This is a genomic window from Deminuibacter soli (genome assembly GCF_003412455.1).
Taxonomy (GTDB): domain Bacteria; phylum Bacteroidota; class Bacteroidia; order Chitinophagales; family Chitinophagaceae; genus Deminuibacter; species Deminuibacter soli.
This window is the reverse complement of sequence record NZ_QTJU01000004.1, coordinates 170,992-192,170: the sequence shown is the minus strand read 5'-3', so window position 1 is coordinate 192,170 and position 21,179 is coordinate 170,992. Positions and strand designations below refer to the sequence as shown.

The 21,179-nt window shown below is 44.1% G+C and carries 17 protein-coding genes and 1 pseudogene; 8 read left to right on the top strand and 10 right to left on the bottom strand.

Annotation, left to right across the window (positions count from 1 at the left end; translation table 11 throughout):
• The 7 genes and pseudogenes from DXN05_RS13235 to DXN05_RS13215 form a co-directional block, all read right to left on the bottom strand.
• Positions 1 to 738, bottom strand: coding sequence for a M91 family zinc metallopeptidase (locus tag DXN05_RS13235; protein ID WP_245975206.1), 738 nt, complete (start codon positions 736 to 738; stop codon positions 1 to 3).
• Positions 712 to 933: pseudogene (locus tag DXN05_RS25140) on the bottom strand (RHS repeat-associated core domain-containing protein); the annotation flags it as partial. The pseudogene DXN05_RS25140 and the gene DXN05_RS13235, both read right to left, overlap by 27 nt.
• 863 nt (positions 934 to 1,796) lie before the next feature.
• Entirely contained in the window at positions 1,797 to 1,943 is a 147-nt protein-coding gene (locus DXN05_RS24695) for a nucleotidyltransferase family protein (protein ID WP_158559240.1), read from the bottom strand.
• A 113-nt stretch (positions 1,944 to 2,056) separates the two neighbouring features.
• Complete coding sequence (locus DXN05_RS13230; RefSeq protein ID WP_116847746.1) at positions 2,057 to 2,395, bottom strand: NTF2 fold immunity protein; 339 nt, start codon at positions 2,393 to 2,395, stop codon at positions 2,057 to 2,059.
• Between the two features lie 4 nt (positions 2,396 to 2,399).
• Positions 2,400 to 8,060, bottom strand: a complete 5,661-nt coding sequence (locus DXN05_RS24690) for a DUF6443 domain-containing protein (RefSeq protein ID WP_158559239.1) — start codon at positions 8,058 to 8,060, stop codon at positions 2,400 to 2,402.
• A complete protein-coding gene (locus DXN05_RS13220; protein ID WP_116847745.1) occupies positions 8,057 to 11,281 on the bottom strand; it encodes a hypothetical protein in 3,225 nt (1,074 codons plus the stop codon). The genes DXN05_RS24690 and DXN05_RS13220 overlap by 4 nt, the downstream gene beginning before the upstream one ends.
• A gap of 130 nt (positions 11,282 to 11,411) precedes the next feature.
• Entirely contained in the window at positions 11,412 to 12,404 is a 993-nt protein-coding gene (locus DXN05_RS13215; protein ID WP_147313914.1) for a tail fiber protein, read from the bottom strand.
• A gap of 418 nt (positions 12,405 to 12,822) precedes the next feature.
• Between DXN05_RS13215 and DXN05_RS13210 the strand changes: the two genes are divergently transcribed.
• The 6 genes from DXN05_RS13210 (at position 12,823) to DXN05_RS13185 (ending at position 18,111) form a co-directional block, all read left to right on the top strand.
• Positions 12,823 to 13,599, top strand: coding sequence for an acyltransferase family protein (locus DXN05_RS13210; protein ID WP_116847743.1), 777 nt, complete (start codon positions 12,823 to 12,825; stop codon positions 13,597 to 13,599).
• 10 nt (positions 13,600 to 13,609) lie between these two features.
• A complete protein-coding gene (locus DXN05_RS13205) occupies positions 13,610 to 13,864 on the top strand; it encodes a hypothetical protein (RefSeq protein ID WP_116847742.1) in 255 nt (84 codons plus the stop codon).
• A gap of 78 nt (positions 13,865 to 13,942) precedes the next feature.
• Positions 13,943 to 14,125 carry a hypothetical protein gene (locus tag DXN05_RS13200; protein ID WP_116847741.1) on the top strand — a complete coding sequence of 61 codons (183 nt, stop codon included), beginning with the start codon at positions 13,943 to 13,945 and terminating at the stop codon, positions 14,123 to 14,125.
• Between the two features lie 246 nt (positions 14,126 to 14,371).
• Entirely contained in the window at positions 14,372 to 15,856 is a 1,485-nt protein-coding gene (locus tag DXN05_RS13195; protein ID WP_116847740.1) for a DUF1254 domain-containing protein, read from the top strand.
• A gap of 39 nt (positions 15,857 to 15,895) precedes the next feature.
• The gene (locus DXN05_RS13190) at positions 15,896 to 17,395 is read left to right on the top strand and encodes a DUF1254 domain-containing protein (RefSeq protein ID WP_211330043.1); all 1,500 of its coding nucleotides are present in this window, start codon (positions 15,896 to 15,898) and stop codon (positions 17,393 to 17,395) included.
• Between the two features lie 323 nt (positions 17,396 to 17,718).
• Positions 17,719 to 18,111, top strand: coding sequence for a DUF1398 domain-containing protein (locus DXN05_RS13185; protein WP_245975205.1), 393 nt, complete (start codon positions 17,719 to 17,721; stop codon positions 18,109 to 18,111).
• A gap of 13 nt (positions 18,112 to 18,124) precedes the next feature.
• On the opposite strand, the gene DXN05_RS13180 is transcribed toward DXN05_RS13185, so the two are convergent.
• Positions 18,125 to 18,568: a hypothetical protein gene (locus DXN05_RS13180; RefSeq protein ID WP_147313913.1), complete on the bottom strand. Its 444-nt coding sequence runs from the start codon at positions 18,566 to 18,568 to the stop codon at positions 18,125 to 18,127.
• 631 nt (positions 18,569 to 19,199) lie between these two features.
• On the opposite strand from DXN05_RS13180, the gene DXN05_RS13175 reads away from it, so the two are divergent.
• Positions 19,200 to 19,421 carry a helix-turn-helix transcriptional regulator gene (locus DXN05_RS13175; protein ID WP_116847738.1) on the top strand — a complete coding sequence of 74 codons (222 nt, stop codon included), beginning with the start codon at positions 19,200 to 19,202 and terminating at the stop codon, positions 19,419 to 19,421.
• Between the two features lie 211 nt (positions 19,422 to 19,632).
• Positions 19,633 to 20,064 (top strand): SRPBCC domain-containing protein, encoded by a 432-nt coding sequence (locus DXN05_RS13170; protein ID WP_116847737.1) that lies wholly within the window; start codon positions 19,633 to 19,635, stop codon positions 20,062 to 20,064.
• Between the two features lie 231 nt (positions 20,065 to 20,295).
• On the opposite strand, the gene DXN05_RS13165 is transcribed toward DXN05_RS13170, so the two are convergent.
• Both DXN05_RS13165 and DXN05_RS13160 read right to left on the bottom strand, forming a co-directional pair.
• Entirely contained in the window at positions 20,296 to 20,763 is a 468-nt protein-coding gene (locus DXN05_RS13165) for a hypothetical protein (protein WP_116847736.1), read from the bottom strand.
• Between the two features lie 16 nt (positions 20,764 to 20,779).
• Positions 20,780 to 21,139 (bottom strand): hypothetical protein, encoded by a 360-nt coding sequence (locus DXN05_RS13160; protein ID WP_116847735.1) that lies wholly within the window; start codon positions 21,137 to 21,139, stop codon positions 20,780 to 20,782.
• Between the last annotated feature and the right edge of the window lie 40 nt (positions 21,140 to 21,179).

Sequence of the window (21,179 nt, the reverse complement as noted above, 5' to 3'; positions counted from 1 at the left end):
TTACTGTATTGGAAAATTAATTGGAAGCCCTGCCGGTGTTAATAATGAAGGTCCTGTTCCTGTAAAGCTGCCGCCATTATCTTGTAATCCATATTGTGAACGCAAAGGAATACCCGCCTGTCCTCTGATTATATTTTCATAATATACCGCACGCCATTCAGATTTATTTAATCCTTGGTCTTGCGCTAAATAAGAATTGCCATTTAATGGATTTGTATAATCGCTCCCAATGTACAGTGTGCCTTGATTTGCATCTCGTCCATGTGCCATCTCATGCCCTAATCCTATATAAGCAGGTCTGTCTATACTTCCCGCTGTATTCATTCCGCTTGTAGTTATTCCAGGGTTCCAAACTATGGTTCCTCCACTGCCCCCAGTGGGAAGAGCTCCATTAGATACTTTTTGAAGAGATGGAATGTTGCCGTAGGAAGCAGTTAAATTTGAAGGTGTAAATGAATTAGCTGAACCATTCTTTAAAATAAAATTATTTGTAGAGTTTTGCAACTCTCCAACCATTGATTTTCCCTCTGCTGTATTGTTTAATGAGCTTAACGCTCCGACAACCTTACCCAAATAACCTTTCACTTTACCTGCATATGCACTACCATCTTTATTAGTCAAACTTCCATTATTATAAATCACTTCCTGCTTTTTGCCCAAGCCTAAGAAGCCTGTTCTAAATTGAACTCGCAAAGTATCACCCAATGGGTCAGCATAACGTATGGGATTATTGTCCATACTTGCATAACCGCTTATGCTTACATTGGGCTTGGGGTCTAACGACCACCAGCGCCCTATCTGTGGGTCTAAAGTCCTGAAGTGTGCCTCGTATGTATTTAAGTCTAAATCGGTGTTTTGCTCTATGCCGTTGTATTTGTACCTTTTCTGCAACTTCCCCGGTGCCTTACTACTAATCCCCGCCATGGTCAACCCAAACGGATAATACCTACCATCCCCTTTTTAACCCGAACCCCTTTTGCCCGGCGCTCGGATTTTGACCTGTTCAAAGAACTGCTATACCCCTCCAAGATAATCGATTTTTCCTCTCAATTGACCTTTTCAATTGAACTCAGATGAAAGAAAAAAATCTGTCCATTACGGTCATTCCGCCCCGGCGGCCCGGAGTTTTTGCCCTGCAAAAACACATCCTGCATGATCAGCCTTGCTGCATTGACCGGGTATTAACCGTGCAGGATGGGGCCGGCGGAAGCCTATTGCATTAACTCGATACCATTCGAGTAGTAAGATGCATCTTGCCCCGCTTTTACACATGACCAGGAGACTTTTGTATATACAAAAGTACATCCTGCTTAACAGGAGCTGGGCCAAGGGTGAGCGTAGCAGGATGGACTAAAAAGAGGGGATTCCCTGGGAAGGGCTGGATAAAGCTGTGAACGGCTGTGTAAAATTGTGAACGCCTGTGAGGTCTTGGGGGATTTTGTGTAAAGACGTTTTTCGCCCCCTCCCGTCCCCCTCCGGGGGAGGCGGTTTTTATAGGATATTATAGGGAGGGCATTTTAAGGCGTTTTACGGGGTGATGGGTTTAGGTGAGGGTAAGGGCTTCCCATACCAGAGATCGTCGCTCCTGTCCCGGCATTTTGGTGGACATTTATACATCTTGCCGGGCGCGACGGGCGCCCTCATTTGGGTGATCCCCGAAGGCGTAGCCAGCTATGTTTTGGTACAACCAAAACGCTGGCCGCTCATCCGCCTGGGGACGGATTCGGGAGAGGGTATAAACGCAGCAAGACCGGAAGTACTCGTCCAGCCTCACCGCTTTTGTCAGGGTTTCCGTCTTAACTTCCTGTACCACTTCTTGAACCCGTGGCGTGACTGCCGAACAGTATCACCTTCTCGGGATCCACCGCCTTCACGATGATCCCGGTGATCTCTCTCAGCTGCTTTTGCTTGTGCTCCGGTAAATGCTCCAGGGAAGTGTTCATCTCCTAACGGTTTACGTCACCGTAAAGCTAGGGAAGTTTCGAGAACCAAAAAGAAAAAACCGCAACAACAGCTACGGCATTATCTGTTATACGAGGTCTTTTTTCAAAACAACTCACTTGTAATGTGTAATTTTTAATAGCCTATGATCACTTTTACTTAACTCAATATATACGGTTCCTCCATCTGCACCTTCGGGTAAAGTCCCTTGGATGATCCACATAGAATCTCCGAACAGTTGCGCCTTCAATGGTAATTCATTTTTTATTTCATCACCATACTCCTTAAAGGCTATTTCTTCGGCAATCTTTATCACTTTTTCTTTCTCCAAAGCCTCCGCCGTCTTAGGTGATTCTATTGGCTGATTCCGATTGCTGGGATTGTTGCAATTTGCAATTGCAAGCGTACATCCTAATAAAATTATACAACTCCAAAAATAGTGTTTGCTTTTCATAAATCTAATTTGCGCGATTAGCTGCCTGTGCACCAACTAAAATCGGCGCAATAATATTACGTTTTATCCAATCAAAGGCTCCATAGGTCGGTTCATTCTTAGGTAAAGAAGCTGCATCAACTGTATTTTTTCTTGCAGGATCTGCAGGATCGCTTGGAATACTTGTATCTATTGTGTTTACCGATTTAGTTGAGTTGTCATATTTTTGTAGACTACCATCCGGCGTTGCAACATAGCTATCCACTCCTTGGTTTTGTGCATTTTTTATATCCGCTGGAGAAAATACATCGTTGGCATACTTAGGGTCATAGTTTCCATGTGTGTGTGCTCTGGCAACGGTTGTTGCGTCGCCTTCATTCGATAACCCTAAACCTTTAGGCGTTGAAGATGCTTCCGATCCCTCATTAGGCTTCAGGTAAGTATAAAATGTCGAACCGTCCTTTTTAACCTCTACAATGTACGTAGCGTATTCTTTTTTATTAGATATTGAATTATCATTATAGAGTTTAGCAAAATCCTTTGCAGCAGCTTCCGGTGTTTTGAATTTATCGCCAGGATCTACTGCACTCCTTCCATCGGGATCAATGAATCTTATCGGATTATCGAAGGCATACGCATACGGCGAAAATCTCCGCATGCTATCCGCAAGCGGATCTACTGCCCGCCATCTGTTGAGTTGAGGGTCATAAAAACGCTTGCCAAAATCATACTGTTCTAACCCCGATCCATCCGCGAACTCTTGGTTCTCTAGTTCTTTGCCATTAAAGCGGTATTTGTTCTGAGCGTATTGGGATTTCAACGCTTTGTCAGAAATACCAGCCATAGTGAGTCCACCCGGATAATAATGCGTTTCTTCCAACACCGGTCCACGGGTCTGTATCACCTGTAAATTATCAAAGAACACATCAACAGGACTCTCGTTGCTACAGTACACATAAATATAGCCATTTTTTGTGATGGGTATGCCAGACAATTCTCCATGATGATCCTTGATAACGCCTCCGCTGGTATACACCTGGCTCATATTCGAGCCAACATATTGCAACTGGTCATCAAACACCAGGTAATTGATGTAGGCACGGGGCCGTGTGGGAGTGGCATTATTGGCCTGTGCAGCCTGGGATAGGGCATTGCCAATCGGTGCGCTCGTTGCCGCAATTCCATTTAAGGCTTCGGCAGTAACACCACCATGTGCTGCGCTGATGCCGCTGGCGGAGGGATTGCCAAGCAATCCAGTTAATAAAGCCGTTACTGCTGGAGCCGAGTTATGATTATTGTCTACTGTATTCTGGAAGTAATAAGACTTCCCAAATATATCAACCACATCACCAGCCATTACTTTCAGCGTAATGCCCAGTCCTGTTTTAGTTCCGTTACCATTCAACTTGTATAGCGCCTGGCTTTCGGCATTTACCTGGCTGGTATTATTGGTATTGTAAGGAGGATTGCCATTATTGTTGGGATAATTCTGTCCGGCTACATTTACAAATCCTGTTACAGACTGCTTGGTTACAATATTGGCGTCCTGGATATCATAGTAATTTTTCTCGATTTGGGTTGCACCTGTTTCAAGTGTTGCTACAGGGTATTGATCCTGTTGATGTTCATCCGTAAGTACCATGCGTGTATTGCCCAGGTGGTCTTTTAAGAAATAATCGAACACATAAGCCGTCAGTGTATTACCGCTTGCACTTGCTGGCCGCAATCGCCCCTCTTCATGTTGTACAAATTGCAATTTGTTATTCTCATATACAAACGCATTCAGATAAGCTGTTTGTGTGGTAATTACCTGGTTACCATTCGTAGCCGTAGCATTTTCTACTACAGTCTTCTGTAGTTTTGTGCCGGCCGCATCGTACACAAACGTTATCGTTCCCTTATTGGTTGTAATTTTGAAAGGCAGATTCAGGTAACTGTAACTTAAGTTACCATTTACATCTTCTCCGGTTGTACCACTTATCCCTTTATTCAGATCGGTTACCAGGTTACCATTTACATCATAGCCATAATCCGGGCTGCCTGTATTCCGGTCAGTAAAATCGCCCAGGTTATTATCTGTTGTACCTGTTTGATCTTCTACAGACAGTAGCTTGTTGCTGTTATTGGTTTGGGCATAAGTATATTTTAAGTTATCTATCAATGCACCAACACCTGGCTGTTTCAGTCCCCATTGCTGCATTTGAAGAATATTGCCGTTTTCGTCGTATGCCTGTGTGTAATCTGCTCCATTGCCCATCTTCATACTAAAGTCAAGCCCATCGTTATTATTCCAGCCGCTGCCATCTGTCACTTTAAAATCAGCAAATAGTAAGCGACTCGTGTTATCATACCCAAATCCATAGCTCTTCTCCTGCCCGCCCGTGGCAGTCATCCAGCGCATGCCGGCAATATCGCCATTCAGGTAATACGTGTTATAGCCCCAATCATAGCTCAGGTCAAATCCAAACCATTTGTTCTGGCTCGCCTGGGTGCCCTGTGTGCTGGGCGCACTGCCTGAGTAGTTCCAGTTAACACCTTTCAGCCAGTTGCGTACATTGTAGGTGTAACTTTCATTTTCTAAAAAAGTACCTGGCAACGGAATACCGGATGCATCTGTCTTTTGTCCAATCTGTTTTGTACTCAGGTGCCCTAATGCATTGTAATTATTTAGTGCAACAACCCTCGTGTTGGCAGTTTCATCATTAATGGTCTTACTTACCCGGAGAACTCTTCCTGCATGATCGTAGTCTGTTACAGTCAACGTGCGCAAATTACCTGTTGCAGCTGCCGGGTTATTGTGCACCTGGTAAACACTAATCACCTGCCCTGTAAAATTGTATCGCCTGGAGACAATATCCTTACCACCTTTGTAATTATCCGATTGCATTTGTATAATCCTGTGTTTGTCATCATAAAAATTTACCGATTCAAGCCATCCACCTGCAGTCAGGTCATTGGCATTTTCAATAATGCGGGTGCGAACACCGGTAGCAATCCCTGTAGTTAGCAAGCTCCGTTGGCCTGGCATTGCTTCGGGATATGGGTTATTGCCGCCGGATAGCTTATTGTTATTTGAAGCATCAAATGTTTTCTGCGTCCAGTTATAGTTATCGTAGTAGGTGAATAATAGCGGAACAAAAGTACCCGCAGGTAAAGGATTCATGTTTACCGTTTGAGTAGGATCAAAATTCCCATTTAAAACTGCAGGCAAAGTTTGCACAGTAAGTGTACCCTGGCTGCCATCGAACTCAAAACCAGGATTCAGCGTAACGCTATTCACAGCCGTATAGTCAAAACTGCCATCCCAGCTTCCCAGTGTAATGTCTGTGGGAAAACTGGATCCGGTTGGTACAGTTGAATTAACAGTTGTTGTATTGTCAGCTACGCCATTCACATAAGTTTGCAAGGCAACGCGGTCACCACTATAGGTTAGCATCCCGGTTTGCACCTCCCTGTTCAGGTTATCAAAAAGATGCGCCTGCCACCAGTTTTTCAAACGCATATTGGCATCCTGTGAAAACACCAGCCGATCCCTCTTATCATACACCATCCTTATTTCACCTGCGCCAGGCACCTTTTTCACAATCATCCGCTGGCGTTCATCATATTCATACCGGTAACAAAGTCCCATGGCAATATCAGTAGTTACCAGCCAGTTTGTACTGATCGCCGTTACAGCCTTAGGGGGGATAACAAACCGCATATTGCCCATATAGTCATACACGTAATAAGTACTGAGCCAACCTGTGTAAGCAGCAGAAGGCAAATCTGCAATGGCCACCTTTTTAAGAACAATGTGACCTAAATTGTCCTTGTAAGTTAACACCTGATTGCCCTGTTCATCGGTAGTAACTGAAACAATCAGAGTGCCAGGCTGATAGGCTCCGGACACGACCGGGACAGACTGCTGCGCATCGGGCATAATCCAGATTTTGACATCTTCATCCGCGCTATTGCTTCTTACAAATGAAGTAACGCCTCGATTGCTGCCCACCCAGCTGTTGCCAGCAGCCTGTTGCTGCAATGGCATATTTTCCGGCGTATTGTCAAAAACGGTGTTATTGTAAAAGAAGCCCTCACCATAAGGGTATATCGTTGAGTAAAATGCAGGCTGCTGTACCGCCGGATCTTTTCTAAAACTGCCGGAGGTGCCATTATCTGCATAAGGCAAATAACTCTGGCTACTTCTACCGTAAGCATCATAAAAACTCGTGCTCACAAAGTCAGTTGCTGTGGCAGTGGACTGTCGGGCGACTTTTTCAATGGTCCTTCCTAATCCGTCGTAATAGTCAGTTACTTGCTGCACATCAAATACTCCGGACAAGGTATTGGCGGCTGCTGCATCCAAAACACCAGGTTTACCAACGCTCCGTTGATTTATAAAGCTTATCTGAGCCGGATCTACCGCAGTATAACCTGTGGGCATAGGCACGGTTGATTCTGTTGCAGTACTTCCAGAACTGCCATCAGGCTGATTGCTGGTTACGGCCGGTTTAAGACGCTCAACAACAATATTGCTATAACCCATCTGTGCACCGGAAAAAACCTGCCGCCTCAAATAGGTTGTTTTTGATATAGATGCATTGTTAAACGTTGCCGCTGTAGCGCCAGAAATATTCAAAAAGTTCACATTGTCATTAGAATACTGCCATTGGTATGTGTAGCCGCCTAAACCACCAGCCGCAGCCGTCAGTTCAGAAAATTGGACGGCGGTATTCCCGGTAGAAACCACCTGGCTATACCCAATAGTGCCGGCATATAGGGGCGCAGGCACAACCGTTACCAGATAAGCATCAGTATAAAAAGTAGTTCCTGTCTGCTCACAAGTAACTTTTCTGCGGTACTGGGTATTTTGTAAAACTGGGGTTAGATCCGTAAATGGGGCAGCCGTTTGACCAAGGATAGCTGTCCACGTTGTTCCGTTGTCTACACTTTTCTCCCATTGGTACAGTAAATTACAATCAGGTCCCCCGGTAGTATAACCAGGGTTTTGATTGATGGTTACAGGTGTATTATAGACTACTGTTTGTGGAACGAAAATAGTACCCGGCAAAAATGTTCGCTTCAATGCTGCTACCGCCGCAACATTTGAATAAACCACCTGGTTATAATTATTGCTATACTTTACCCGGTAGAAAGTTGTATCATATCCCTCGTAATCGTGCTGTGCAATGCCATTGTAGGTAAGCCCTGAATTGGTGAATGGTTGCCAGTTCCTGTTGTTCGGATCATGATTTCCCTCCGCAGCCGACTCCCATTGAGTGCCGGTAACAGGCCCGGTGCCGCCGGTTGCATTAGTGGCAGAAAGCGAGAAAGGCAAAGTTCGCCAGGTAGTTTGCAATGCAGGAGAAAGTGTACCAGGAACAAATGGAAGCGCCGCACTGATGGTAACATTTAAATAGATAGAGGAAGTATGGCCATTATCGACTGACACAGATCCTGCACCTGGTGTATCCCAGACAATTACACAATTGAGACTTTTTGCCTGCCCGGAAACAATATGCCCGCCAGTGCAAAACCAATAGGTCTGCTGCCCCCATTCCGGGTGCTCGCTATAGCTGTAGGATACTGACTGACCTACATTTACTGACGTCAGGCCGCTTATTTGCGCCGTAACTTTTGATATTGACAATACAATAAAAGCCAGTATAAATACAACAAAGGATTTTATGGTTGAAGAACTCATTGCAGCGGAAGTTTATTATTGTACTTGTAATCAAATGTCTTTATCACATTTCCTTTCTGATCTTTTATCAGCTTCAAACGTTGGTAGGTATCGTACTCGTAGTAGTTAACATCACCGGTAGGCCCACTCAGGCTCGTGATGCCGATTGTTGGAGTATAAGTATAAGTCGTCATTTGAGCCCCTGTTGGATAGAGACGCACTTCATCCATGTTATTCGAGCTAACCGTAACATTGGAAACGCCTGAGAGTTCCCATTTGTACATCGTCCAGTTACCGCTTGTAAAAACAGCTATACCGCTTGCACTATTCACAGTTATACCGCTACCGCCTAAAGCCCAGGCAGTAACGGTATAATTACCTGCAGGCACGGCTTTGCTGATGGTTCCCTGGAACGAGCTTTGTCCGGTCGCACCACCGTTATGAAGAAACGTGCCATTATAAGTCCATACGCTATTGGAAGTACCTTCAAAACTAGTATAAGCAGTAGTGTTCCTGGCAGCACCTTTAATTTCAGCAACAGGTAACTGTCCGTTGTAGTCCCAGATCATTGCAACCGGCGCTCCATTACGCGGGGTATACTGAACTAAGTGATCATCGCTATCATACAAATCAAAATTCACGGCAACCTTATATCTTGAATCAAATGTTAATCCGCCATTACCAGTCACATAACTGGCTGTGTAGTCATTTAACAAACTGGCATTTTCGAGTTGATATATTGTAGCGGGCTGCGGATAATGGTAATTGGTGGTATAGCTGTTAAGTTGACCACCGCGCACAACTTCCGTTGATCCTGCGCCAGCCGGTAATACCGACTCCCATGATTCAATAGGCATGGCCTGCATGTTGTAATTTAACATAGCATTCAAAACGGAATTTGCTGTAGATGTTGAACCAGCAGGGATATAGTCTGCCGGAAACCTCCGGTTCGAGATATAATGCGTTCCATCACTATTTACCTTATCTATCCTGGTCACTTGCTGGTGTATTATATTACCATAAGTATTGGTTTCGGTTTGAATGGTGAATTTCGAAGGATCATTAGCATCGTAAGTCACAACTTCGTTTTTTATTGGATAGGAATCACCACATTCAATACCATAATAACCATAGTAATAAAGATTGTTTTTGTGATCAGCAGGAGCAACTGCTCCTGACTGGTCAAGCACCTGCGTCGCTGTAAGACCAACATCAACGGAAGTTCTTCCCGGGAAAGCATCATAAGAATGTCGCTCTTCCTTTACAATTTGATATAATCCCGGCCCCGTATTTCGATACACAGACTTATTGAGAAGCTGCCCTCTCAGGAAATACTGGGTTATCATAATCGGCTTGGCGATACTCGCTGAGCTTACGATATCGGCCGCATCCTTAAACTGGTAAACCGTTTTGCCTGAATTATTGGTTGCATCACCTAGGTATTCGGTTACTGTTGGGTACACAACAGCTGCCTGATCATAAGGAAGAAAGTCTATGGTCGGATTCGACAAGTATACTCTGCGATTGGTACTGCACCATCCCAAGGAAGTACCGTTAAAATACCAGTCTTCATGCCATGTATTGGTAAAAAAGTATTGATTACCTGGTATAAAATTGGGTCTGGCAGTATTGTATTCATAAGTTTTTAATAGCGGTGCAGCATTAATACCATCGTAACTAGCAATAGCATGGATGCGCAATCCGCCGGCATATTTAACGGCATACCCTTGCGCACTGCCTTGCAGGTATTGGTTTCCTTCATATTCGAACGTGGTGTACCCCCCGGTAGGATAATTGATCCTTTTCAGCACACATGCCTTTGCATAGGCGGCATCTGCATCGCGACCATTTGGATAGTTGCTTCCAATAATTATAGTCTGTGGAGTACTGCCAGATCCTGGAGAAAAGGTAATGTTCTGCTGCGGTATCAGAGAGCTATTGTTTTTGCCATTGTAATAACCCCAAAAATCACGCTGCTTCGAGGTAGGCGCAGGCAGCGCAAGTGCATCATATGCAAACGAATATCGCTCTGTGACTGCACCGGCATTGTCCAGGATTTGTAAAGAGTCAAGGCGCAATCTTTTAGTTGCTGCATCCGTACCATTGATAAAATAGCTTAGAAACGGCAATATAGTTTTCTGTAGTTGATACTGGTTGGTAGCAACATCTAAATTATAAACCTGGATAGATGCAAGACTTTTGAAGTTGGTAAGATCTTCCCTGAAGCTGTTAGACAGGGTAAAAACAACTTTTCCACCCCTATAAGTAATTTCCTGCAGTTGGCATTGGATAACATTTGACCCTACGTGAATGGATCTTGTTATTGAAGGATTGGGTATCATGCTGCAAAAGCCTCCCGCCTCGTATTGATTTTGGTTATCATCTATTTCCCAGGTATCAACAAGGTCATCTGAGACACTTCCATATTGGGTGGAATAACTAAAATCAATTTCATCAACCGCATTTAGCGCGCTCATGCTCTCAAGCATCCAGGAACTAACATCAGTACTGGATGAGCCACCATTATAAGAGGTGGTCGTTTCACGAAAATTGCCGCCAAACCGGTATTTGATCCCTTTTTCATCCAGGACATTAAATGGAACATCAGCTGTACTGATAAAACTGGAGGTCACTTTTGCTGGCGAATAATGTAAAAAAGAAGGTTGAAAACCATTGCCTCTATCAAAAAAGAATTTAGCATCAACAGTGGGCGCTGAAACACTAAATATATCCGGCTCCGTATCATATGTTCCGCCTGACAAAAGCCCCAGGTATTCCCTGCCCGCTTCTGTTGTTTGATCTACCTGGGCACTGGTTCTAAAATCAGTATGAAGGTATCCGTTGGAGCTATTTTCATCCCCACGAGCGCCCATTAATTTCCTGGAAACAGCGCCTCCGGCATTAAGAGACCATCCTAATCCTACCCAACTGGCGGCATCAGTAACTTTATTCCCGGAAGCATGATAACTCAGGGTGACTGGCAAAGTAAGCGCCCCCTGCTTAATTGTGTAAAGTGGGATGGAGATTTCAGGCACGCCTGTAAAAAGCGATACCTGGTATTCACCATATTTATTCAGCGCCGCGGAATTGGGGGCTTGCTGAAAATAATGTGGAATAAGGTTGTCGATATTGACTTGCGCATTGAGATCGGGTGTCAACAGAGTTGCAACGACAGCCAGCAATACATACAGTAACTTATGGCTAATTGCGCTTAAATATTCACTTTTGAATCGATATTGCATGCTTAAAAAAATTCATGATTAGAAATGATAACCCATCCTGAATTGAATGCCTTACTGCTTAACACCTGGCTATAACCTGGTGCAACAACAAGACATTCATGTACTGCTTTTAACCGAAGCGTTAATTATCTTATCGTTTAGCGTTCTCCAATTGCTCCATACGTTTTTTAAGCAGCTCATTTTCCTTTCGCATTTCAATCAGGTAAAGCGTTAGCTCTTCTATTTTCCGGAGCAAGACTGCCTGGTTTGCGCCCAGGTCAACACCCTCAGCTATTTCACTGGCAGCAGGAACGTCAGGAAGATGTTTATTTTGCTGAATATATTGTTCAACCGCTACCAACGTCCGTAAGTCATAAGCAGAGTCAAATACATAATCAGGCCAACCGGCGGATGCCAATTTCACCTTTACACTTTCCGCGATAACCTTTCCTTTTACCGCAAGCTTATAGCCATTGGGCACTGTTTTGGTATTAATTGCAACGGCACCGTTAGTGTATACTACGAAATTGTCATGCGAGTTAATTACCTTGTTAGATACAGTAGTATCAAACCCGGTAATTCTTATAACCCCATAATCTGAAGTAGGATTCAAATATGTATTTACACCTTGCCCTGTATGCCTTATTATTAAAGCAGCTCCATCGGTTCCGTATTGATCTCCTCTTTTCCAAAGCACCAGCGGCACATTAAATTTATCTCCGCCAAGACCTACGACTGCGTTATTAGCAACATCCAGCATAGCAGTGGGGCTGGTTGTACCTATACCAAGCATTCCACTTCTGAAATAGGATGTACCGCCGGTATTGCCATTTAAATGTATGCCCGGCGTTGAATTAGTATAAAACTGCAGTATATCAATAACACTTGCGGCATTCGCAAATCGAGTTGATGAATCTGTTCCGGATATGTAAGAACGGTGAAGCTGAAGGCTGGCAGGAAGTGTATTTGCAGCAAATGTACTTTTGCTGGTAAACAAACGCACATTGGTAGCGCCTGTTGTATCCTGTATTTCAATGTAGTTGCCGTTTTTAATAATAACATTTCCGGTTGCAGGATAACTATTCTGGGAATAGGCATAGAGCTGTGCCAGTACCAATAAAATTGGTAAACAAACAAATTTCATGTGAAGCAAATTAAATAGTTAAGCCCCGTGAACTCTGTTCACATGCATAAACAAGGACTACTTAAATCGCTGCGGAATTAAGAATATGAGGAGCATCCAGTTAGTTACTTAAACCCTGGATAGAATGCTGAAAATGTTTAAATAGGATTATATGCGCGAAGAAACAGCAGAGACTTAAGTTGACATTACTTACATCATATAGGGTTGATTAATTTTCGTTTTATCAATACGTCTAAGATAAAAGATAGACGACGACTTCCAAATTAAAATTATTGTTTTGTGTTGAAATTTATACCCCTGTATAAGCAGAACACTAGTCGTTACAACATTGTTTTTCTTATTGAACAGTCAAGGCCATGTGTGTTGATTTCCTCGAATATCTTTTTAGATATACTCATAATATAATACAGTATACCATTTGTTGTTTATACAGGACTACCTGCCGCCGTCAAAATTTCAGACAATAAGCCTGGTAGGTGGCGCCTGGACATTGTTTATGGAAGTTATCTGGTATGTAATTTTTGCCGCCTTGTTTGCCTGGCAGCTTAATAAAAAATACAATGGCATAATGATCGCTGCAAACCTGGCGCTACTTGCATTTACGCTGGCAACAGTTTATATGGGCAGCAAGCTACCGGCCGGCCGTGTGTTGATGGTATTTTGTTGCTTTACCGGATTGTACATTTTTCGCTATTTCAGCCGGGATATTTCAACAAAACATTTTACCTGGATGATGTTGCTTACCTGCATTAATGTTTATAGTACCCTTTATGTAGGCTTTGGCATCTTTCATAATCCGGGCTACAGCATTATTTGCATATTTAATTCATACACCGCTGCGTTTCTGCTGTTCTGGTTGTTTTATGCAACACAGAACGTTAACTTACCTGTTATTCAGCCAATACTAAATTTCCTAGGGAAAATCAGCTATTCCCTATACCTGGTTCATGGCCTGGTTATTCACCTGCTTACAGGTAACATTGAAAAAAGTACAACAAGTACATTATTAGCAATAATTTTATCAACGGCAGCCGGATATTTGTTTTATAACGGCATTGAGAAACATGCAATGCGCATTGGCAAGAAAATCATAAAAAGCATGCAGGCAAAAACAAATAGCAGCCACACTCCTCCTGTACCTATGGTTACAGAGGCGGTTGCGACTGTTGAACATAAGAAACAATTGAGCCAATAAATGCCTTCACTTGGGTTCCAAAAACGGGCCGCTCCCGCGGCCCGTTTTCTTTACCAATTATTGTTTCATCTTCCCCGAAAGCCACTTGAGCAGCAGTGACAGGCAAAAGCTTACCATTCCCGATCGCTTAACAGTACTGCAACGCAGCGACCGCATTATTTTTCACGAAAACCTGAACCGCATGGCCGAGGCCGTACACCGTTTACACCTGCACATACAGGAAGAACCCGGGTTATTAAAACAACACCAACAAAAAAATCCATGAGCAAACAAGCCACCAGCCAGCGTTTTTTTACCCAACCCTTACGCCTGTTGGCTTACAGTACCCTTCTACTGCTTTTGAATGGTTTCAGCGGCAAATGAACACCAGGCAAATCAAATCTTTTTACAGGGATTTAAACGTGGTGCTGAACAGTTGGCCCCGCTGCCGGAAGCTACCCTGCAGTTTATTGAAGACTTCCAGAAAATGATCTTGTTCCTCGATAAGCAGGGCAAACGGGTAAGTGCCATTAGCCGAAAATTGTAATGCTCAATGTGCAGCTTTGATTATTGGGTGATATATGTGTGCAACAAAGCCCCGTCTTTTTCAAGATGGGGCTTTGTTGTTTTAATTGCCAGCTACAATGTGATTACTATGCCTGTAACGTTACAGTAACCGTTTCACTTCTTTTTACAGTCGTGGCTGTAGTAGCTTTATCATACTTCACACAGTACGTATTCCATAACCAACCTGGGTTTCCTGGTAGTGTCACAAAAAATAAATGCAACTGTTATGAACAGAATACCACTAATGCTTTTATCAGCATTATCGCTTGCAGCCTGCAACCAGTCATCTTCGCCTAAAACGAATGCAGCCGATACAGCAGCTACGCAAAACATGGCGCCGGGATATGAGTTTATTGGCGGATACCCCACCAGGGCTACTATCCAGAAAGCATACGATGATGCAGACTTTTATCGTGCAGTGCAGGCGTATAAGTTCTTCTACCCCACTGTTTCAGGCTATGGCCTGTTATACGGAAACCTGGCCGTTAACATTAAACCCAATACAGTAGCAGGAACATTAGATACCAAACCACAGCAGGTAGGTTTTACACTCAACTCCGATACGCCTTATGGCCCTATATTGTTAGATTTATCCGGTGGGCCAATAGTCATCGACATTCCCGCCGGGCCGCTCATTGTTGTTGCCATGGATCTTAACCAGCGCTGGGTTGCCGACATGGGTATTCCCGGCCCTGATGAAGGCAAAGGCGGCAAGCATTTGATATTGCCACCGGGCTATAAAGGTGATATCCCTGCCGGGTACCATGTATGGAAATCTTCTGCCAACAACCTCACCGTTGGCATACGCTCTTTGCCCGTTGGCGGCGATGTAGCTGCAGCCATGGCGCGCATTAAAACCATAAAAATCTATCCGCTGGCTTCTGCTGCCAGTGCACCTGCAATTCAATGGCTCGATTTGTCAGGAAAACCACAGAACACTACCCCGCTTGAATGGGAAACAAACATTAAATACTGGGAGATATTGAGCAAGGTATTAAACCAGGAGCCTGTTTATGAAGGCTACAGAACTTATTACGGAGAACTTGCAGTGCTGGGCATTGCCAAAGGCAAACCCTTTGCACCCGATGCACGCATGAAAGCCATACTGGAACGGGCCGCTGCTGTTGCCAATGCACAGATGCGCGTGCAATCTTTCGCAGACCGCAGGGAAGACCGCGTGGTATGGAAAGACCGCCACTGGGAATGGGCCGGATTACGCCCGGAAAACGGCGATTTTGATACTCCCTCTTATGTTGATATTGATGCCCGGGAAGTTTGGTTTTACCAGGCTATCGGCGCTTCCCCCGCCATGTTCAGGCGAAAGGCAGGCTATGGCTCTTTATACTGGCTTGGCTTGTATGATAAATCCGGCAATTATGTAAATGGCAGTAAAACGTACAAACTCACCATTCCACAACCGGTGCCAGCCAAACTGTTCTGGTCAATCACCATTTATGACGCGGAAACGCGTAGCCAGGTTATTACAGACCAGGGATATGCAGCCCTACGCTCCATGTTTGAACTGAAAGATTTAGGCAAAACCCCGACAATAGATTTATACTTTGGACCAACCGCCCCCGCCGGCAAAGAAAAACAATGGATAAAGACCATTCCCAACAAAGGCTGGTTTGCCTACTTCCGCATTTACGGCCCCGAAGATGCAGCTTTTAACGGCAGCTGGAAACCAGATGATTTTGAAGAAGTGAAATAACGCTTGCTCAACAAAGCCATGTATCAAAATTCACTTATTATGAAAAAGTTTTTGCTCCTGTTACTCATAGTTGCGTTAATGGCATCTTGTGCTAACCACCAAGACGAACAGGCCGGTAAACCGGCTGCTGATACCCAGGCAGCAACTGCCGCTGCTAATTTCTCCCCGCACTATGAATTTAAAAATGGATACCCTACAACCGAAACTGTTCAGAAAGCATATGACGATGCAGATTTAAACCGGGCTATACAAACCTATCGGTTCTTCTATCCAAGTGTGTCTATACTGGCCACATGGGAAGGTAATTTAAGAGGGGGCGTGCTTCCCAATAAAATTTTTGCCATACTGGATGGCACACCTGAACAATTGGTATTTACACCAAACTCAGATACAAAATATGCCGGTCTTACATTAGACTTGGGCGAGCTTGGACCAATGGTAGTGGAAGTGCCACCCGGACCTATTATGTCGGTAGTGAACGACCTGAACCAATTGTATGTAATGGACATAGGGCTACCCGGCCCCGACAAAGGCAAAGGTGGCAGGCATGTTATTTTACCGCCGGGCTATAAGGGCACCGTACCACCGGGATTATATTCCGCCACCGCCACTACCAATCGCGTATTGGTACTGGTAAGAGCAATTCCGCAGCAAGGTGGCGCCGAGGCTGCAGAAGCGATGATTAAATCAGTAAAAGTGTACCCATTGAATAAGCAGGCCGGCTGGAAAGATCCCACATGGGTTAGCCTAAACAAGCCCGGCCTGGAATTTACGCCGGTGCCCTGGGAGAACAACATACAGTATTGGCAAAAATTGCACGAACTCATTGACCAGGAACCGCCCAATACAGCCTACAGGGCTATGTATGGAGAACTGGCTGAACTGGGCATTGAGAAAGGCAAACCTTTTAACCCCGATGCCCGCATGAAGCGCATTCTTGAACAGGCTGCGCAGGCAGGCAATGCCATTATGCGCGTACAGTCTTTTGCTGATCGCAGACCCGGTAAACTTGCCTGGAAAGACAGGCAATGGGAATGGGCAGTATTGCAGTACACTAACGGCACCTTCGATGCAGCCAACTACACTGATCTCTATGCCCGTGAAAAATGGTTTTACCAGGCGCAAATAGAATCTCCTGCCATGTTTAACCGTGCGCCTGGTGCAGGTTCATTATACTGGCTGGGTGTAAAAGACAAAACCGGCGCTTACCTTGATGGCGGCAAAAGCTATAAATTAACGGTACCATTACCTGTGCCAGATAAGCTGTTCTGGTCTGTTACCATTTATGATGTTTTTACACGCAGCGAAATTGCCACCGACCAGAAAAAGGCTGCGTTGCGTTCTATGTTTGAACTAAAAGACAAAACGGGCAGCGCTATTGATTTATACTTTGGCCCTACAGCCCCGGCCGGCAAAGAAGGTGTATGGATTAAAACCATTCCCAACAAAGGCTGGTTTACCTACTTCCGCATTTACGGCCCCGAAGAAGCCGCCTTTAACGGTAGCTGGAAACCCGGGGATTTTGAAGAAGTGAAATAAGCTATTCTATCATACAAAACTCATTTCCAGTAATACTTCATTAAATCAGCCACCCACGCAGGTTGCATGATAATATTGGCTACCTGAAAACTACTCAATATGCACGGGAAGGATGAAAGTGAATGGGAGGAGCAGGTACTGAAGGGCACCCACACAATGTCTTACTATCATTCGCTGCAATGTACCCGGTTAACCCCGCTGTTATTGCCTGTTGTACGCTGTTGCATGCAATACACTATTATCCTATCCCGGCAATGCAGCCATTGCAATCCCGCTGTTGTTTTATTAATTTCATCACGCTTTATTCAAAACAAAGCTTAAAGATGATGTTTACCGTACAGCAGATAAAAGCAGCACATGCCCAAGTGCAGTCAGGCGCAGACTTCCCCAACTATATCCGGGAGATCAAAGAAATGGGCGTTACCGGTTTTGAGACCTGGGTTGTGGACAGCCATACCAGTTATTTCGGCAAAAACAACTATCAAACACAATCAACACCGATGTATGAAGACCTGGCAATCGCAGGCAAAGCAGACAAAACCGCATTTGCCGGCTACCTCAACATACACCAGCAGGGCAAAACAGATTATCTTACCTTCTGCCGGCACTGTGCGGAAACAGGCGTAGAGAAATGGATCGTAGATCTTACTGCAATGACCTGCACTTATTACGACAAGGCAGGAAACGAGCTATTGCAGGAGCAGATACCGGGGTGAGGCTAGCTGTTATTTAAAACGGGTATGCATTCATTGCCTCGGAGCAAATTCTGCGCAAATAGCGTTTCCCTTGCCGCCATTTAAATTCATTCTTTTCGGGATGGGGGAACTGCCGGCTATCAGCTATATAGAAAAGCCATTTCAGGGCTTCCTGCGGGTCTGTTAACTGGAAGAAACTTTGTTGCAGGTCAGCATCAATCACTGCAGGCGAATTACGTTGCATGTGCTGCATCTTACCAAAGTACCCGTGTAAATCTTCAATGCTCAGTTGTTGCGCACGTTCGAATGTTTTGTGCACATAACACAGCCCGAATAAAAAATTGCGCATACTAAACCCGCCGAGCATGTCATTGTATTCAAGCGCTACAAATTTTGTGCGCCTGTATAAACAACCTGCGGTATCCAGTACCAGTTCGTCCATACGACTGATGGTATGCACATCGGCAACCTTACACACCAGTAATTGTTTTACTGAATGAACAACACGTATATGGTTGCCAATAAATACGATAACAGGGAATTGAAGGTCGACGTTTAGTTTTGCGCTTTGCATAAATGACACACCACCGGCTTAAATTAATTAATAAACAATCAGCAGCACTTACCATTGTAAGATTACCGCGGACTGATGACAACAATAAAGTAAGGTAATGGTACTAGCCGGTTGAAGAATATGGTAGTTTCATAGCAGGGTTGAATTGATTGGATTCGCAATGATTAATGTAGAGACGAATATAAATACCCGGTTTGATTTTCAAAATTAAAATTGAGGAATTTACCGGTAAATCTTATTCTGCTCCCGCATCTTCTATCAATTCGTATCCGGCAAGGCGCCAATCAGTATTTTTCAGGCATTGCATGTGCCCCATCAACCTGAAATACGCTGTTCTTTCTTCAATCTAAAGATTGCCTCCACTGCTTTTGCATACCCACCTGCTTCAGTAAATGATGCGCTGATCTTTTGTATACCCTCCCGGTATCGCGGCCAAAAAAAGGAAAATGCGCTGCTGCAAACCATTGTTACCGGAAACAAGCTTGCTTTTATGAAGCATTACTTTCGCCGGAGATAAGGGCTGTGACTGCAGCCATTGCCGAAACAAGCGCAACTGATCCGCTGCAAAGCAATCTACACCATTCGCGATACCATTGTGAGTGACCTGAGCACCCCACCCAACCTGCGTGCGCTAACCACAGCATCGGGCATGAGTGAAAGCAAAATGCAGCGTTTGTTCAGGCAAATTTTCGGCAACAGCATTTATAACTACTACCAGTTGCTGCGGATAAAAGAAGCCGCCTACCTCATAAGGTAACAGCAACTGTCGGTATCTGAAGCAGGCTACCGCATGTGCTTTACCAACCTGAGCCATTTTACCCGGCTGTTTGAAAAGCATATGGGACTGAAACCTAAGAAATATTCAGTCCGCCAGTAAGTATGTCGCCGCCTTACATTGTCGCGAACACCACCCTGCAAAGTCAGGTTCGCCCCCGCCTGTTACGCACAGCGCAAAGTATTTTTAACGTATGAAACCAACATCCATTACCGTTGGAGTTACCGTAAACGCACCTGTGCAGCACGTATGGAACTGCTGGACAGCCCCGCAGCACATTGTTCACTGGAACCATCCATCACCTGAATGGCGCACCGCTCACGCCGAAAATAACGCCGTTACGGGTGGCCACTTCCTGTTTGCGATGGAGACAACAGACGACCGCATTCACTTCAATTTTGAGGGCATTTACGACGAAGTAGTGCCACCGGAACAAATGCGCTACACCTTATCTGATGGCAGGCAATCCACTATCCGTTTTTCAGTAGCAGGCAATATTACCACAGTAACAGAAACCTTTGAACCGGAACCCAACATGCCAGCAGAAGAACAGCAGCAGTTCTGCGCCGCGGTGCTGAACAATTTCAGGCAGTATGCAGAACATTTGCAGGCAAAAGCAATATAGCTGATGGAAACACAGTGAAAAACGGCTCAAAATGTCTGATTGGATTGTGCTGGGAGGGTGGCAGCGTTATGCACCATCAGCTCATGCCCTCAAGTAATCAGCAGTTCTTTCAGACGCTTGTACCTTTCGTGTATAGATTTTAGGCTACTCATAAAAAGAGGCTGTATCAAATGGATTTGAAGTGAGATACACCCTCTCTTTTGTTAACTATTTTACTTCAATATTATCTTTTTATTTTACCTTTTTTAATGTGTCTCCTGTTTTAGATAAATAAACCCATATACTATCTTTTATCCAAATATCTTCTTTAGTACTTATTGTATCAATACTGCTATAATATTCAATGCGCCTGCCGCCTGTACTCTTATCCTTATCAAATGTGAGCACTTTATACCGTTTTCCATTTTTATTAAAGATCCATTCAGAACTTGTATTCTCTTTAAATGACATAATAATCATAAAACCCAATAGGCTTATCAATGGCGTTGCAGTGAAAACCCCAATCTTTTCCAATATTGTTTTAGGGTATATAATTTTCTTAATCAATAAAAAAACTAGTAGAATCGAGGCTAAGATCCAGAATATAATTATAAAATAACCATAGCCCAAAGAACTGCTGGGGCTATCTCGACCTAGCTTTATTAAGCCAATAACGATAACATAGTAAATAACATTAAATAAAATAATTTTTTTATTCATGCAGGCGATTGAAGAATTATTGTTTAACCCATTTTTGATTTACATTATCCCACGTGTAGACACCTTCCGCCAAGCTACTAATGTCATTAAAAAACGAAAATATAGAGTGATCTGAACGATCATTTTTATTTGTAGGAACTTGATCAGCACCTTCCTCATTTTCATTAGCAAGCCACCCCATACCCAAAACATTCCAACCATTGTTATGTTTGAATTGCTGTGTTTTAACGTCGGAATTTGCGTGAAAATATCCAGCTTGATAAGGGGCAAAGTCTGCTGCCAAAGTGATTTTAATTTGTTTTTGTATTTCAACCGGCAACGTAGAGATATATCTTTGCAATCCCGCAATAAAACCATTTCCGTAAGCCCCTCCCATACTATGAGTAATAACTTTTATTGTTTCAACAATATTATTA

What these genes read in the sequence shown, in the direction of transcription:
- DXN05_RS13235 (WP_245975206.1), bottom strand. Translation starts at nt 738, where the DNA reads ATGGACAATAATCCCATACGTTATGCTGACCCATTGGGTGATACTTTG.
- DXN05_RS24695 (WP_158559240.1), bottom strand. Translation starts at nt 1,943, where the DNA reads ATGAACACTTCCCTGGAGCATTTACCGGAGCACAAGCAAAAGCAGCTG.
- DXN05_RS13230 (WP_116847746.1), bottom strand. Translation starts at nt 2,395, where the DNA reads ATGAAAAGCAAACACTATTTTTGGAGTTGTATAATTTTATTAGGATGT.
- DXN05_RS24690 (WP_158559239.1), bottom strand. Translation starts at nt 8,060, where the DNA reads ATGAGTTCTTCAACCATAAAATCCTTTGTTGTATTTATACTGGCTTTT.
- DXN05_RS13220 (WP_116847745.1), bottom strand. Translation starts at nt 11,281, where the DNA reads ATGCAATATCGATTCAAAAGTGAATATTTAAGCGCAATTAGCCATAAG.
- DXN05_RS13215 (WP_147313914.1), bottom strand. Translation starts at nt 12,404, where the DNA reads ATGAAATTTGTTTGTTTACCAATTTTATTGGTACTGGCACAGCTCTAT.
- DXN05_RS13200 (WP_116847741.1), top strand. Translation starts at nt 13,943, where the DNA reads ATGGTTTCAGCGGCAAATGAACACCAGGCAAATCAAATCTTTTTACAG.
- DXN05_RS13195 (WP_116847740.1), top strand. Translation starts at nt 14,372, where the DNA reads ATGAACAGAATACCACTAATGCTTTTATCAGCATTATCGCTTGCAGCC.
- DXN05_RS13190 (WP_211330043.1), top strand. Translation starts at nt 15,896, where the DNA reads ATGAAAAAGTTTTTGCTCCTGTTACTCATAGTTGCGTTAATGGCATCT.
- DXN05_RS13185 (WP_245975205.1), top strand. Translation starts at nt 17,719, where the DNA reads ATGATGTTTACCGTACAGCAGATAAAAGCAGCACATGCCCAAGTGCAG.
- DXN05_RS13170 (WP_116847737.1), top strand. Translation starts at nt 19,633, where the DNA reads ATGAAACCAACATCCATTACCGTTGGAGTTACCGTAAACGCACCTGTG.
- DXN05_RS13165 (WP_116847736.1), bottom strand. Translation starts at nt 20,763, where the DNA reads ATGAATAAAAAAATTATTTTATTTAATGTTATTTACTATGTTATCGTT.
- DXN05_RS13160 (WP_116847735.1), bottom strand. Translation starts at nt 21,139, where the DNA reads ATGGGAGGGGCTTACGGAAATGGTTTTATTGCGGGATTGCAAAGATAT.